The organism is Streptomyces coryli, assembly GCF_011044975.1.
In the GTDB taxonomy this organism is placed as follows: Bacteria; Actinomycetota; Actinomycetes; order Streptomycetales; family Streptomycetaceae; genus Streptomyces; species Streptomyces coryli.
Window position 1 is genome coordinate 1 of the sequence record NZ_JAAKZV010000099.1, and the last position, 13,320, is coordinate 13,320.

At 72.8% G+C, this 13,320-nt stretch carries 13 protein-coding genes; 5 read left to right on the top strand and 8 right to left on the bottom strand.

All coding sequences use genetic code 11. From position 1 onward, the window contains the following. Positions 1-107 precede the first annotated feature (107 nt). Positions 108-569, bottom strand: coding sequence for a flavin reductase family protein (locus tag G5C51_RS21700; RefSeq protein ID WP_206314168.1), 462 nt, complete (start codon positions 567-569; stop codon positions 108-110). Positions 570-843: 274 nt separating this feature from the next. On the opposite strand from G5C51_RS21700, the gene cdgB reads away from it, so the two are divergent. The 3 genes from cdgB to G5C51_RS21715 all read left to right on the top strand — a co-directional run bounded on the left by cdgB (position 844) and on the right by G5C51_RS21715 (position 4,088). Next, positions 844-2,556 (top strand): diguanylate cyclase CdgB, encoded by a 1,713-nt coding sequence (gene cdgB, locus G5C51_RS21705; RefSeq protein ID WP_165239819.1) that lies wholly within the window; start codon positions 844-846, stop codon positions 2,554-2,556. Between the two features lie 146 nt (positions 2,557-2,702). After that, entirely contained in the window at positions 2,703-3,644 is a 942-nt protein-coding gene (locus tag G5C51_RS21710; RefSeq protein WP_165239820.1) for a carbohydrate-binding protein, read from the top strand. 105 nt (positions 3,645-3,749) lie between these two features. Further along, positions 3,750-4,088: a peptidase inhibitor family I36 protein gene (locus tag G5C51_RS21715; protein WP_165239821.1), complete on the top strand. Its 339-nt coding sequence runs from the start codon at positions 3,750-3,752 to the stop codon at positions 4,086-4,088. Here the strand turns inward: G5C51_RS21715 and G5C51_RS21720 are convergent. The 5 genes from G5C51_RS21720 to G5C51_RS21740 all read right to left on the bottom strand — a co-directional run bounded on the left by G5C51_RS21720 (position 4,085) and on the right by G5C51_RS21740 (position 9,141). Next, positions 4,085-4,936 (bottom strand): class II fructose-bisphosphate aldolase, encoded by an 852-nt coding sequence (locus G5C51_RS21720; RefSeq protein WP_165239822.1) that lies wholly within the window; start codon positions 4,934-4,936, stop codon positions 4,085-4,087. The two genes, G5C51_RS21715 and G5C51_RS21720, sit on opposite strands and share 4 nt — an antisense overlap. A gap of 57 nt (positions 4,937-4,993) precedes the next feature. Further along, positions 4,994-5,944: a 1-phosphofructokinase family hexose kinase gene (locus tag G5C51_RS21725; protein ID WP_165239823.1), complete on the bottom strand. Its 951-nt coding sequence runs from the start codon at positions 5,942-5,944 to the stop codon at positions 4,994-4,996. Between the two features lie 61 nt (positions 5,945-6,005). Beyond that, a complete protein-coding gene (gene nagA / locus G5C51_RS21730) occupies positions 6,006-7,151 on the bottom strand; it encodes an N-acetylglucosamine-6-phosphate deacetylase (protein WP_165239824.1) in 1,146 nt (381 codons plus the stop codon). Next, the gene (locus tag G5C51_RS21735) at positions 7,151-8,107 is read right to left on the bottom strand and encodes an ROK family protein (RefSeq protein WP_165239825.1); all 957 of its coding nucleotides are present in this window, start codon (positions 8,105-8,107) and stop codon (positions 7,151-7,153) included. Before G5C51_RS21735 ends, nagA begins: the two co-directional genes overlap by 1 nt. Positions 8,108-8,199: 92 nt before the next feature. Then, positions 8,200-9,141 carry an SIS domain-containing protein gene (locus G5C51_RS21740; RefSeq protein WP_165239826.1) on the bottom strand — a complete coding sequence of 314 codons (942 nt, stop codon included), beginning with the start codon at positions 9,139-9,141 and terminating at the stop codon, positions 8,200-8,202. 229 nt (positions 9,142-9,370) lie between these two features. On the opposite strand from G5C51_RS21740, the gene G5C51_RS21745 reads away from it, so the two are divergent. After that, complete coding sequence (locus G5C51_RS21745) at positions 9,371-10,654, top strand: extracellular solute-binding protein (RefSeq protein WP_165239827.1); 1,284 nt, start codon at positions 9,371-9,373, stop codon at positions 10,652-10,654. Between the two features lie 54 nt (positions 10,655-10,708). Here the strand turns inward: G5C51_RS21745 and G5C51_RS21750 are convergent, their stop codons facing one another. Continuing rightward, positions 10,709-10,939, bottom strand: a complete 231-nt coding sequence (locus tag G5C51_RS21750; protein ID WP_165239828.1) for a DUF3263 domain-containing protein — start codon at positions 10,937-10,939, stop codon at positions 10,709-10,711. Between the two features lie 46 nt (positions 10,940-10,985). Here G5C51_RS21750 and otsB point away from each other — a divergent pair, with 46 nt between their 5' ends. Beyond that, positions 10,986-11,840 carry a trehalose-phosphatase gene (gene otsB / locus G5C51_RS21755; protein ID WP_165239829.1) on the top strand — a complete coding sequence of 285 codons (855 nt, stop codon included), beginning with the start codon at positions 10,986-10,988 and terminating at the stop codon, positions 11,838-11,840. Positions 11,841-11,883: 43 nt separating this feature from the next. On the opposite strand, the gene G5C51_RS21760 is transcribed toward otsB, so the two are convergent. Beyond that, the gene (locus G5C51_RS21760; protein ID WP_165239830.1) at positions 11,884-13,317 is read right to left on the bottom strand and encodes an alpha,alpha-trehalose-phosphate synthase (UDP-forming); all 1,434 of its coding nucleotides are present in this window, start codon (positions 13,315-13,317) and stop codon (positions 11,884-11,886) included. Positions 13,318-13,320: the final 3 nt, after the last annotated feature.

The window sequence follows — 13,320 nt, forward strand, 5'->3', positions numbered from 1 at the left end:
CCCCACTCCTTCGCAGCCAGCCTCCCCCACCCGCACCGCGACCAAGAGCGCGACGGCGACGCGACCGTCACCATCCGATGCCAAGTTGGCCGCCCCTCACCCCAGCGTCACCCCAGCGTCCGGTACCGCCCCCGGAAATACATCAGCGGCCCGCCCTCCGCGCTAGGCACCCCCGCCGTCAGCACCCGCCCGATCACCAGCGTGTGGTCCCCGGCCGGCACCCGCTGCTCGGTCCGGCACTCCAGCACCGCCAGCGCGCCCCGCACCAGCGGCGCGTCCGTCACCTCGCCCCTCGCGTATGGGATGTCCTCGAAGAGCAGCCGGTCGCTGATCCGCCCCTTCATCGCGAAGCGCCCCGCGATATGCCGCTGTGACTCCGACAGCACCGACACCGCCCAGTCGGGCTGGTCGGTCAGCAGGTCGTCCATCCGGGAGCCGTTGCGCAGGCTCACCATCACCAGGGGCGGGTCGAGGGATACGGACATGAAGGCCGTGGCCGTCATGCCCACGTCCTCAAGGTCATCCTCACGCGCGGTCACCAGCACCACGCCCCCCGCCAGCCGGGACATGGCGGCGCGGAACTCGTCCTCGCTCACCCCAACAGGATGGGTCACCTCAGCGGTCTTCTGCAGCACGTCATGAACGTTAATCCCGACGGGTTCGCGATCGCATCGGGCCTTCGGCGGAGGCAGGTCCTAGGACCTGCCCCCAAACCCTCAGCGATCTCTGTGACTTGAGTCACAGACAGCTGTTATATGTTGACCCTGAGTACCGGGTGGGCAGCTCGCTGTGATTCAGTGGCCGTGGCACTAGCGACGGGGGCGTTGCACAGGGGGAGGGGAGATGGAGACGGACCAGGAGCCTTACGTCCGCCTTGCCAGCCTCAAACGTCTGCACCAAGTGCTCGCGGATCTGAACACCGCGCGCAGCCTGGCCGACACGCTGCAGACCGTCGCCGACGGCCTGGTGGCCGCGCTCGGCTACGAGCAGGTGGCCGTCAATCTCGTCCGCGCCGACGGCGACCTCGTCGTGGCCGCCTGTTCCGGCAGCCCCGCCACCGAGGCCCTGCTGGCCGGCCGGATCGGCTCCCGCGCCTCCTGGGAGCGGCGCCTGTCGATGGGCGAGCGCTGGGGCGAGCTGCGTTACATACCGCACACCGAGGGCTGGGTCCTCGACACCGACGACGTCCCGCAGGTGCACCCCGACCTCCCGCCCCCGACCACCCCGGGCGACTGGGTCACCGGCGACCGCCTCTTCGCCCCGATGTACGACTCCGGCAGCGAGCTGCTCGGCGTCCTCAGCGTCGACTCCCCCGCCAACGGCCGTATCCCGGGCCCGTGGGGCCGCGAGGCGCTGCAGCTGTTCGCCTCGCAGGCCGCCATCGCCATCTCCAACGCCCGGCTGCGCGCCAACATGCAGCGCGCCCTGGTCCGCCTGGAGCGCGAGCAGCAGGCGCTGCGGGCCAGCGAGGAGTCCTTCCGGCAGGCCTTCGAGTACGCGCCCAGCGGCATGGCCGTCGCCGAGCTCGGCGGCGATCAGCACGGGCGGCTCATCCGCGTCAACGACGCGCTGTGCCGCCTCCTCGGCCGCTCGCCCGCCCAGCTGCGCCGGCTGTCCTTCTCCGACCTCGTGCACCCCGAGGACGTCGGCACCCTGCTGCGCACCTTCGCCGAGGGCGGCCGCGCCGAGCTGCGGCTGGCCCGCCGCGACGCCACGTACCTGTGGGTCCACCTGCGCAACTCCGTCGTCGCCGACGCCGCCGACGGCCCGCAGTACCTGCTGACCCACGTCGAGGACATCGAGGAGCGCAAGCGGCATGAGCAGCATCTCGCCCACCGCGCCTCCCACGACGCCCTGACCGGCCTGCCCAACGGCGCCGAGCTGCGCGCCCGCCTCGCCTCCCGGCTGTGCGAGGCCGCCCCGGAGCCCGAGATCTCCACCCGCCTGGTCACCCGCCCGCCGGGTGCCCGCGCCCGCGGCCTGGTCGGCTCCCCGGTCGAGGCCGACAGCAATGGCCACAGCCGCGGCCCGGACGGCGCCGAGGAGCGCGACTGGATGGGCGCGGGCCCGTACGACCACCCGGCCGGGGGCCTCGGCCACCACGCGCACGCGGTCGCCCCCGCGGGTGAGGCGGATCACGTCACCAAGGGGCTCGCGGTGCTCTTCTGCGACCTCGACGGCTTCAAGTCGATCAACGACCGCTTCGGCCACAACACCGGCGACGCGGTCCTCATCGAGGTCGCCCGGCGGCTCACCGGTGTCGTACGGGACGGGGACACGGTCGCCCGTCTCGGCGGCGACGAATTCGTCGTGCTGGCCGACGGGCTCGGCCACGCGGAGGCGGCCGACCTGTCCGTACGGCTGCGGAACGCCATCGTGCCGCCGATCCGGATCGACGGGCGGGCGGTGCGGGTGGGGGCCTCGATCGGCATCGGCTGGGCAGAGTGCGGGATGTCGAGTGAGGAGATTCTCAGCTCGGCCGACCAGCGGATGTACCGGGAGAAGCGGTCCCGCTCGCGGTCCTCGCAGAAGGCCCAGCACCGGCGGGTTGGCTGAGATTTTTTGGGGCAGGAGTTCACCTTCCGGCCGCCCACAGGTGTTCTCGGGCATTGACCCGAAAGGGGTAGGCTGCGCCGTGGCCGGTGGACTGCCGGTCATTGCTTTAAGCAGAAGCACAGCGCCCAGCAGGGAGTGAGAAGGAGATGACCGCCGGTCACGACGGCGCGAACACGCCGCCCGCAGACGACGACCCGTTCGCGCATCTGTACCGCCCGGAGGGCGGCGCGGCTGCGGCCCCGGGCGCCGGGCAGGCGGACGGTGGCGCGGCGCCCATGCCGACAGCCGGCGTCCCCCGCACCTCGTACACCCAGGTGCGCCCCGTAGGTGAGCGCACGTACGGCGGCGGCATGCCGCAGCAGGGCTACGGCCACCCGGGCAACAACGCGCACTACGCGGCGCCGGAGACGTACGGCGGCCCGCCGCAGGGCCCCCCGCCCGGCTACGACGACTACGACGACCGCCCGCGCCGCGGCGGCGGCCACGGCGGCGGCCGCAACGGCCTGGTGCTCGGCACGGTCGCCATCGTGGTGACGGTGGCGGTGGCGATCGGTGCCGCGATGTACTTCGGCGGCGGCGACGAGGGCGACGACAAGGCCGGCGACGGCCAGTCCCCGACCGCCCAGCAGTCGAAGGACACCGGCGACAAGCCGAAGAAGCCGGGGGCGCTGCCGAAGGGCAATGCGGGCGAGCTGGTCCCGGGCGGCACGGCGAAGCTCGCCTCGGAGCATGACGGGGCGCTGTCCCCGAACGGGCAGTACGTGTCCGGGATCAGCAACCCGAATGACTCCGTCACCTGGACCGCGAAGGTCCCGGAGGCCGGTAAGTACACCCTGTACACCCGCTACGGCGTGACCGCGGACGCCAAGATGTCCTTGAGTGTCAATGGCGCCGATCCGATGCCCATCAAGATGAAGAACTACATGGGTGCCGAGGGTGACGAGTGGGACAAGGGCTGGACGAAGACGTACAACTACGTGGAGGCCAAGCCCGGCCAGAACACCTTCAAGATCTCCTGTGAGTCGGGGGACACCTGCCACGCCAACGTCGACCAGATGTGGCTGGTCAAGGGCTGGGTGGACAAGTAGGCGCCGCCCTGCGGAGCTTGGCCCGGGTATCGCTTGACCGAAGCGATCAAGCACGTGGAAACTGTTCCCCGACCATGATCCATCGGGGAATCAGGAGCAACACCCTTGAGGAACAAGCTCATCGCACTCGGCGGCACCGCACTCATCGCGATGCTGCCGCTGCTTGCCACCGAGTCCGCGTCCGCCGCCGAGAAGTGCCGTGAGGGCTCGGTCTGTACGTGGTCGAAGAACAACTTCGGTGGCACGAAGAAGACCAGCGGCCTGAACCCCTCGGCGGGCTGCAAGACGTCGTGGGGCGGGAAGACCGTCTCCAACCAGACCAAGCGCACGATCAAGGTCTACAGCGGCAACTCCTGCAACGGCCAGATGGAGATACTCGAGCCCAACCACTGGGGCCAGACCGAGGCGGGCGACACGATCCGCTCCATCCGGGTCGTCGGCTAAGAGCCCAGCACCCGCAGAAAACGAGACACGGTCCCGGCCATCGCATCACGGCCCGGGGCCGTGTACTTTCGCGGGTCGACCGCCGCCGGATTGGCGGTCAGCCACTCGCGTACGGCCCCGGTGAACGCCGTGTTGAGGGCCGTACCGACATTGATCTTGCGCATCCCGGAGGCGACCGCCGCCGCGATCTCCGTGTCCGGGACACCGGACGAGCCGTGCAGCACCAGCGGCACCGGCACCGCGTCCCGCAGCCGGCCGATCAGGTCGTGGTCGAGGGTCGCCGTGCGTTCCGTCATCGCGTGGGACGAGCCGACCGCCACCGCCAGCGCGTCCACCCCCGTCTCGGCGACGTACGCGGCCGCCTCCGCAGGGTCCGTACGCACCCCGGGCGCATGCGCGTCGAGCGGCTTCTCGCCCTCCTTGCCGCCGACCTTCCCCAGCTCCGCCTCGACATATATGCCGCGCTCGTGGCCCCAACGCACCGCCGCCGCCGTCGCCTTGACGTTGTCGCCGTAAGTCAGCTTCGAGGCGTCGAACATGACCGAGCTGAAGCCCTCCGGGTGCGCCGCGCGGAGCAGGTCCTCGGAGACCACGTGGTCGAGGTGGAGGGACAGTTGGGCGCTCGAGACGCGGGCGACCGCGGCGGCCGCGGCGGCGATGGGGGCGAGGCTGCCGCCGTGGAACTTCACCGCGTTCTCGGAGATCTGCAGGATCGCGGGCGCGCCCGCCTCCTCGGCACCCGCGGCGATCGCCTCGGCGTGCTCGAGGGTGATCACGTTGAACGCGCCGACGGCCCGGCCGGCGCGCTGCGCGTCGGATATCAGTTCGGCGGTGGTGACGAGGGGCATGGCGCTTCCTTTACGTTCCGGTGCTGGCGCGGCTCCGCGCGACGTTGCGCGGCGAGGTCAGGCTGCGTGCGGCTGCGGGGCGACCTCCACCCGGTCCAGCACGGCGGCGTACGTGGACGGGTCGAACTCGCCCGCCGCGGGGGCGGCGACCGTCGCCGCGGAGAGCGCGACGGCGCGGGAGAGGCGGGCCGGCCAGTCGAGGCCGTCGGCGAGGCCGGAAAGCAGGCCCGCGACGGCGGAGTCGCCGGCCCCTGTCGGGTTGCCCGCGATGGTCTGCGGCGGGGCGGCGCGCCAGGCGCCGTCGGCAGTGGCGGCGAGCAGGCCTTCGGCGCCGAGCGAGGCGACGACGGCGGCGGCGCCGCGGCGGCGGGCGTCGCGGGCGGCGCGCAGCGGGACGGTGACGCCGGTCAGCTGGGCGAGCTCGTCGCCATTGGGCTTGACCAGGTCGGGCCGGGCCGCGATGCCGCGGCGCAGCGCCTCGCCGCTGGTGTCGAGGAGGACGGGGACGTCCGCGGCGCGGGCGGCGCGGACGAGTTCGGCGTACGCGCCGACGGGGACGCCGGGCGGCAGGCTGCCGCACAGGGCGACGGCGGTGGTGCGGGGGAGCAGCCCGGCGTACGCGGTGGTGAAGGCCTGCCACTCGGCCGGGGATATCGCCGGGCCCGGCTCGTTGAGCTGGGTGGTGTCGCCGGAGGACGCGTCCACGACGGCCACGGTGCGGCGGGTGGTGCCGGATATGGGGACGAACGCGTCCGTGAGGCGGGCGTGGTTCGGGCGCTCGCGCTGGTCGGCGGCGAGCAGATTGCGCAGCGCCGCGCCGGTGGCGCCGCCGGCGAAGCCGGTGACGGTGACGTCCTTGCCCAGGGCGGCCAGGACGCGGGCGACATTGACGCCCTTGCCGCCCGGCCGCTCGTCCACCTCTTGCACGCGGTGCGTGGAGTGGGCACGCAGCCTCGGCACCCGGTATGTGATGTCGAGCGCTGCGTTCAGGGTGACGGTGAGGAACATGGCGCTCGCGATCTTGCCATCCGGCGAGCGCTGGGGCTAGACCCCGACTTGGGGCCGTTTGTTACGGCTCGACCACCCATGCGCCCTTGCGCATCACGCCCTTGAGCACGAAGTCCGCGTCCAGGACCACCAGGTCCGCGTCCTTGCCCGGCTCCAGCGAGCCGATCCGGTCGGAGACCCCGAGCAGGCGCGCCGGGTTCGCAGACAGCGCCCGTACGGCGTCCTCCACCGCCACGCCGTCGATCGTCACCGCGCGCCGGAACGCCGTGTCCAGCGTCAGCGTCGAGCCCGCGATGGAGCCGGCCGTCGGTCCCTCGGCGATACGGGCCACGCCGTCGGTGACCTCGACGTGCATCGGGCCGAGCATGTAGCGGCCGTCGCCCATGCCGGCCGCGCCCATGGAGTCGGTGATGAAGGCGACCCGGTCGGCGCCCGCCGAGCCGAAGGCCAGGTCGAGGACGGCCGGGTGCAGGTGGACGCCGTCGTTGATCAGCTCGACGGTGACCCGCTCGTCCTCCAGCAGGGCCGCCACCGGGCCGGGGGCGCGGTGGCCGAGCACCGGCATGGCGTTGAAGAGGTGGGTGGCCACCGTGGCGCCCGCCTCGACCGCCTCCAGCGTCGCGTCGTACGTCGCGTCCGTGTGGCCCACCGCCGCGATCACGCCCGCGTCCGCGAGCAGCCGCACCGAGTCGAGGCCGCCGGGGAGTTCGGGCGCGAGGGTCAGCATCTTCGCGCTGCCCCTGGCCGCGTCGACCAGCTTGCGTACGTCCGCGGGGGCCGGGTCGCGGAGCAGCTCCGGCTGGTGGGCGCCGCAGCGGTGCGGGGAGATGAACGGGCCCTCGAAGTGGATGCCGGCCAGCTCGCCGTCGTCGACCAGTTCGGCGAGCACCGCGGCCTGGCGGGCCAGGTCGTCGAGGTCGCCGGTGACGGTGGAGGCGACCATCGTCGTGGTGCCGTGCGCCCGGTGCGCGGCCGCGACGGTCAGCGCCGACTCGGCCGTACCGTCGGAGAAGGACGCGCCGCCGCCGCCGTGCACGTGGATGTCGACGAAGCCGGGGACGATCCAGTGTCCGGTCAGGTCGCGGCCGGTGGCCGGGGCGTCCGCGGAAGCCGTGATGCGGCCGTCCTCGATGGTCAGGGTGCCGTTCTCGACTGTCCCGGTCGGCAGCACCACGCGGGCGCCGGTGAGCTGAATGCGGTCCCGCATCAGGCGGATGCCTCCTGTGTCTGGCCTTCTGACTGGATGGTGGCGAGCAGGTCCCAGGCGAGCAGGCCCGCGCCCAGGCAGCCGGCGGCGTCGCCGAGCTCCGCCGGGACGAGCTGCGGCAGATTCTGGAACGTCACCCGTTCCGCGAGGGCCTTCCGCAGCGGTACGAAGAGCGTGTCGCCGGCCTCCGCCAGGCCCCCGCCGAGCACGATCACCGCGGGGTCGAGCAGGCGCACACCGATCAGCAGGCCGGCCGCGAGCGCGTCGATCGCGTCCGCCCAGACCGCCTCGGCCGCCGGGTCCCCGGCCGCGACCGCCCGCGCGCAGTGCGCGGCCGTCGCCTCCGGGTCGCCGGACGCCGCGGCCCAGGCGGCGCCGACCGCGGAGGCGGACGCGACCCGCTCCAGGCAGCCGCGCAGACCGCAGCCGCACGGGGGGCCATCGGGGCGTACGACGACATGGCCGAGCTCGCCGGCCGCGCCGTTCGCCCCTGGCTCGATCCGGCCCTCGATGCCGATGCCGGCGGCGATGCCCGTACCGAGGGCGATGAAGAGGAAGCGCTCGACGCCGCGGCCCGCGCCCAGCCGGCCCTCGGCCAGGGCGCCGGTACGCATGTCGTGGCCGATCGACACCGGGATGCCGAGCCGCTCGGCCAGCAGGGCGCGGATCGGGATGTCCTGCCAGCCGGGGACGTTCGCCGCGAAGACCCCGATGCCGTCTCTGTCGTTGACGACGCCCAGCAGCGCCACCCCCGCGGCGGCGGGCGGCTCGCCGAAGCGGGCCTCGCCCTCGGCGTGCAGCGCGGCGGCGAAGTCGAGGACGGCCGCGATCACCGCCTGAGCGCCGTCGTCGCGGGGGGTGGGCCGCCGGGCTTCATGCAGCAGCGTGCCGTCCGCCCCGACGAGGGCGGCTTTCATGCCGGTGCCGCCCACATCAAGGGCGATGACGTGTCTCACGGGGGACAGTCTCGCGTGTAAAGCGGCGACAGGTCTAGTCCAGTGAGCCCGGATGCGTGCGCGGTGTCGTGGAATCAGCCGTTCAGGAGGGCTCAGCTGTTCAAAATGACGCTGCGTGTCAGGTTCTTCGGGCGGTCCGGGTCCAGACCCTTTGCCTCCGCGATCGTCACGGCGAGCCGCTGCACCCGTACGAGATCGGCCATCGGGTCCAGGCCGACGGGCGTGGAGTCGGCGCGGAAGTGGCCGCCGACCCGCTCGACATCGCCGGCGAGGCCCTCGGGCAGGGTGCCGAAGAGCCATGCCACCCGGCCGGGCCCGGTGATCGAGATCGGGCCGTGCCGGTACTCCATCGCGGGGTAGGACTCGGTCCACGCCTGCGCCGCCTCGCGCATCTTCAGCGCGGCCTCCTGCGCCAGGCCGTACGTCCAGCCGCGGCCGAGGAAGGTCCACTGGACGGCGGCGAGGACCGGCTGCGGCAGCGGCTGGGTGAGCGCCAGCTCGGCATCGACGGCGGCGTCCGTGACCGATTTCACACCCTCGGGGAGCGGGCCTGTCGCCTCGAGCCCCGCGCGGAGAAAGGCGAGCGCGGTGGTGGCGAAACGGGTCTGGACCACTGACTGCTCGTCCGCGAAGTCCAGCACCGCGACGGTGTCGGCGGCGTCCATGACGGGGGTGGACGGGTCGGCGGTGAGCGCGAGCGTCGCCGCCTTGCCGCGTATCGCGCCCAGGAGTTCGAGCACCTCGGTGGTGGTGCCGGAGCGGCTGATCGCCACCACCCGGTCGTACTCCCGGGAGGCCGGGAACTCCGAGGCGGCGAAGGCGTCGGTCAGCCCCTGGCCTGCGGCCTCGCGCAGCTGCGCGTACGCCTGCGCCATGAACCAGGACGTGCCGCAGCCGACGACCGCGACCCGCTCGCCGGGCTGCGGCAGCCCGTCCGCGGTGGCACCACTTGTTACGGCCTCGGCGGCTCTGCGCCAGCAGCCCGGCTGGGTGGCGGTTTCGGCTGCGGTACGGGACTGATGGGCGGCGGCCATGGTGCGGGAGGCTCCTCGGGTGTGCCGGACGGGGCAGGAATCGCGCCCCTGCTTAGCAGTCGTGGCCGGATCCGGGCAATGGTTGCCGGGGGTGACGGCCCACCCTTCCGCTACCGGAGAGTTGGGGAGGCCGTTGCGATCCCGTCACCCAAGTGGTGTAGACCTAGTCAGGCGGAGGACTGTCTTCCGCGGGGTAATTCGGACTCTTCATCACAAGGTGGGTACTGCAGTGGAGCGGCGACGGTTCCTGGGGATAGCGGCGACCGGAGTCGCCGCCGCGTCGACCATGTCCCTCGCGTCCTGCGGCAGCGGCGGACCGGGCGGTGACGAGGTCACCCTGAAGCTGGTGGCCGCCGAGTACGGCGCCCCGGGCAAGCCCGACAGCTCCCAGCACTACTGGGAGAAGCTGGCCCGCGCCTTCGAGAAGAAGCACCCCGGCATCAAGATCGACGTCCAGACCTACCTCTGGGACGACGTCGACGCCAAGGTCGCCGAGATGGTGAAGGAGGGCAAGGCGCCCGACCTGGCGCAGATCGGCGCCTACGCCGTCTACGCCGCCCAGGACCAGCTCTACAGCGCCGACCAGCTGCTCACCATCTCCGCCCAGGCCAACTTCATCCCGGCCATCGCCGCGCCGGGCGAGTACCGCCGGGTCCAGTACGGCCTGCCCTTCACCTCCAGCTCCCGGCTGCTCTTCTACAACAAGACCCTCTTCGAGCGGGCCGGCCTCGACCCCGACGCGGCCCCCGAGTCCTGGGCCGAGATCAAGGCGGCCGCGAAGGCGCTCAAGGCGGCCGGCGTGAAGATCCCGTACGGCCTCCCGCTCGGCCGCGAGGAACCGCAGGCCGAGGCGCTGCTGTGGATGCTCGGCAACGGCGGCGGCTACACCGACAAGGTCGGCTCGTACACCATCGACTCGAACAACAACGTCGAGACCTTCGACTGGATACGCAAGAACCTCACCGGCGCGGGCCTCACCAACAACGCCCCCGGCGAGACCAACCGCCGCGACATCGCCGAGGCCTTCACCAAGGGCGAGGCCGGCATGATCTTCGGCCACCCGACCTTCATGCGGGAGATCCGCGCCAAGAACATCAAGTTCGGCATCTCCAAGCGGCTGCCGGGACGCGAGGGCCCGATGGAGGCGACCATGGGCGTCGTCGACTGGATGATGGCCTTCAAGCAGAACGGCCGCCGCAAGGAGATCGGCGCCTTCCTGGACTACGTCTTCCAGGACGACAAGGTGCTGGAGTTCGCCGAGCAGTACGCGCTGCTGCCGACCACCACCTCGGCGGTGCAGAAGATGACCGCGCAGCGCGGGTCCACCGAGCTCAAGCCCTTCCTCGACCAGCTGCAGACCGCGGAGTTCTACCCGGCGGGCAAGACGTCCTGGGCGGCCGTCAACCAGGCCGTGAAGGACAACATCGGCAAGGCCGCGGACCCGGGCGGCGACCCGGAGAAGGTCCTGGGCAAGATCCAGAACGAGGCGCAGAAGGCGTCGAGCATGGAGTGAGGGGGTCTGGGGGCGGAGCCCCCAGGATCTCCTTCATCGCGGACCCCCGGCGCGTCAGCGCCGCTCGCGGCGGGCCTCGCGCAGCCGCCGCAGGCGGTTGACCGTGACCGGGTCGTGCGCGAGCGCGCGCGGGTCGTCGAGCAGCGCGTTGAGCAGCTGGTAGTAGCGCGTGGGCGACATGCCCAGCTGCTCCCGTATCGCCCGCTCCTTCGTGCCCGGGCCGTCCCAGGAGCGCCGCTCCAGCGCCAGAACGGCCAGATCCCGCTCTGTCAGCGCATCACTCATGGCCGCGACGATACCGCCCGGGTACGACACCGATAGGCTCAAGCCCATGGGCAGCCACCGACTCCCGGCCCCGGCCACCGATGCCGGCCGCGCCGGCCTCGCCGCGCTCCTGACCCGCCCCCAAGAAGCCCTGCTGGCCCTCGACTTCGACGGCACGCTGGCCCCCATCGTCGCCGACCCCGACTCCGCCCGCGCCCACCCCGGCGCGGTCGCCGCGCTCGGCCGGCTGGCCCCGCGGCTCGGCTCCGTCGCCATCATCACCGGCCGCCCGGCCGCGGTCGCCGTCCGCTACGGCGGCTTCTCGGGCGCCCCGGGCCTGGACCGCCTGGTCGTCCTCGGCCATTACGGCGCCGAGCGCTGGGACGCCGCCACCGGTCTCGTACGGGCCCCTGACCCGCACCCCGGAGTCGCCGCGGTACGGGCCGAGCTGCCCGGCGTGCTCGACAAGGCGGGCGCCTGGCGCGGCACCTGGATCGAGGACAAGGGCCGGGCCGTCGCCGTGCACACCCGCAGGGCCGAGGACCCGCAGGCCGCCGTGGAGCTGCTCCGCGAGCCGCTGGCCGCGCTGGCGGCGCACCACGGCCTGGTCGTGGAGCCGGGCCGCTTTGTGCTGGAGCTGCGCTCGCCCGGCATGGACAAGGGCGTCGCGCTGGCGGAGTACGTACGGGAGCGGGGCGCCCGCACCGCCGTCTACGGCGGCGACGACCTGGGCGACCTGGCGGCCTTCGACGCGGTGGACACGCTGCGCGCGGAGGGCCTGGCCGGGCTCACGGTATGCAGCGGCAGCGAGGAGGTCGTGGCGCTCGCGGAGCGGGCGGACGTCGTCGTGGACGGGCCCGACGGGATGGTGGGGCTGCTGGACGCGCTGGCGGAGGAGATGGACGGGGCGCGGTCCGCGTAGCCGGACGGGGCGCGGTCCGCCCAGCCGGCCGGGCGCGGTCCGCCTAGTCCGGGGTCTCGTCCGTCAGATCCGACTTCCCCGGACCCTCGCGCAGCGCCTCCAACTGCGCCATGAACCACGCCGCCGGCGGCAGCGCGGTCGCCGCCGCGGCCAGCCGCTTGGTGCGCTCGGCCCGCTCGTCGGGCTCCATGACGAGCCCCTCGTGCAGCGCGCGGGCGGTCTGCTCGACGTCGTACGGATTGACGCCGATGGCGTCCTCGCCCAGCTCGGCGTACGCCCCCGCCTCCCGCGAGAGCACCAGCGCGCAGCCGTCGTCGGAGACCACCGGGATCTCCTTCGCGACCAGGTTCATGCCGTCCCTGATGGGGTTCACCAGCGCCACGTCGGCGAGCCGGTAGGCGGCGAGGGACCTGGCGAAGTCGTCCTTGACGTGCAGCACGACGGGGCGCCAGTCCGGCGTGCCGTACGCGGAGTTGATCTCCTCGGCGACCCGCTCGACCTCGGCGGTGTAGTCCCGGTAGACGGCCAGGTCCTGGCGGGACGGGTAGGCGAACGCCACGTGCACCACGCGCTCGCGGTGCTCGGGGTGGTCGCGCAGCAGCGCCTCGTAGGCGCGCAGCCCGCGCACGATGTTCTTGGACAGCTCGGTCCTGTCGACCCGTACGACGGTCTTCCGGTCCGGGCCGATCTCCTCCCGCAGCGCGGCCATCCGCTCGGCCACGTCGGGGCGGTGCGAGCGCTCGCGCAGGAAGTCCGCGTCGGCGCCGAGGCCGTGCACGCCGAGCCAGGTGCCGCGGGTGTCGCCGAAGCGCTCCTCGCAGCAGCGGGCGAAGGCCTCCGCCCACCGCTCGGTGAGGAAGGCGGCGCGGTCGGCGCCGAGGATGCCCTCGAGCAGCTGCTCGGCGATGTCGTCCGGGAGGATCCGGAAGTAGTCGGGCGGCGCCCACGGGGTGTGCGAGAAGTGCCCGATCCTGAGGTCGGGGCGGCGCGCCCGGAGCAGCCCGGGGACGAGGCACAGGTGGTAGTCCTGCACCACCACGGCGGCGCCCTCCGCGGCCTCCTCGGCGATCGCTTCGGCGAAGGCGGCGTTGTACGCCTCGTACGCGGCCCACTTCCGCCGGAATTCCGCGTCGAAGACGGGCTCCAGCGGGGTCTGGTAGAGCTGGTGGTGGACGAACCACAGCACGGAGTTCGCGATGTCGTTGTACGCCGCCCCGAAGGTCTCCGGCGGGATGTCCAGCATCCGCACGGCCTGCCCGCCGGTGTCGGCCTCCGGCAGCCGCGACGGGCTGCGCCGCGCCGCTTCCCGGTCGTCCTCGCCCAGCGCCGCACACACCCACAGCGCCCCGGCCTCGGGCCCGATCGCGCTCAGCCCTGATACGAGCCCGCCCCCACCACGCCTGGCCTCACGGCCGGTGTAGGAAACGGGCCCGCGGTTGGAGGCGACAACGATCGCCGCACCGTGCTCTACGACCATGCT

Bases quoted from the DNA above. Each gene is read 5' to 3' on its own strand.
- G5C51_RS21700 (WP_206314168.1), bottom strand. From the start codon at position 569: ATGTCCCGGCTGGCGGGGGGCGTGGTGCTGGTGACCGCGCGTGAGGAT.
- cdgB (WP_165239819.1), top strand. From the start codon at position 844: ATGGAGACGGACCAGGAGCCTTACGTCCGCCTTGCCAGCCTCAAACGT.
- G5C51_RS21710 (WP_165239820.1), top strand. From the start codon at position 2,703: ATGACCGCCGGTCACGACGGCGCGAACACGCCGCCCGCAGACGACGAC.
- G5C51_RS21720 (WP_165239822.1), bottom strand. From the start codon at position 4,936: ATGCCCCTCGTCACCACCGCCGAACTGATATCCGACGCGCAGCGCGCC.
- G5C51_RS21725 (WP_165239823.1), bottom strand. From the start codon at position 5,944: ATGTTCCTCACCGTCACCCTGAACGCAGCGCTCGACATCACATACCGG.
- nagA (WP_165239824.1), bottom strand. From the start codon at position 7,151: ATGCGGGACCGCATTCAGCTCACCGGCGCCCGCGTGGTGCTGCCGACC.
- G5C51_RS21740 (WP_165239826.1), bottom strand. From the start codon at position 9,141: ATGGCCGCCGCCCATCAGTCCCGTACCGCAGCCGAAACCGCCACCCAG.
- G5C51_RS21750 (WP_165239828.1), bottom strand. From the start codon at position 10,939: ATGAGTGATGCGCTGACAGAGCGGGATCTGGCCGTTCTGGCGCTGGAG.
- otsB (WP_165239829.1), top strand. From the start codon at position 10,986: ATGGGCAGCCACCGACTCCCGGCCCCGGCCACCGATGCCGGCCGCGCC.
- G5C51_RS21760 (WP_165239830.1), bottom strand. From the start codon at position 13,317: ATGGTCGTAGAGCACGGTGCGGCGATCGTTGTCGCCTCCAACCGCGGG.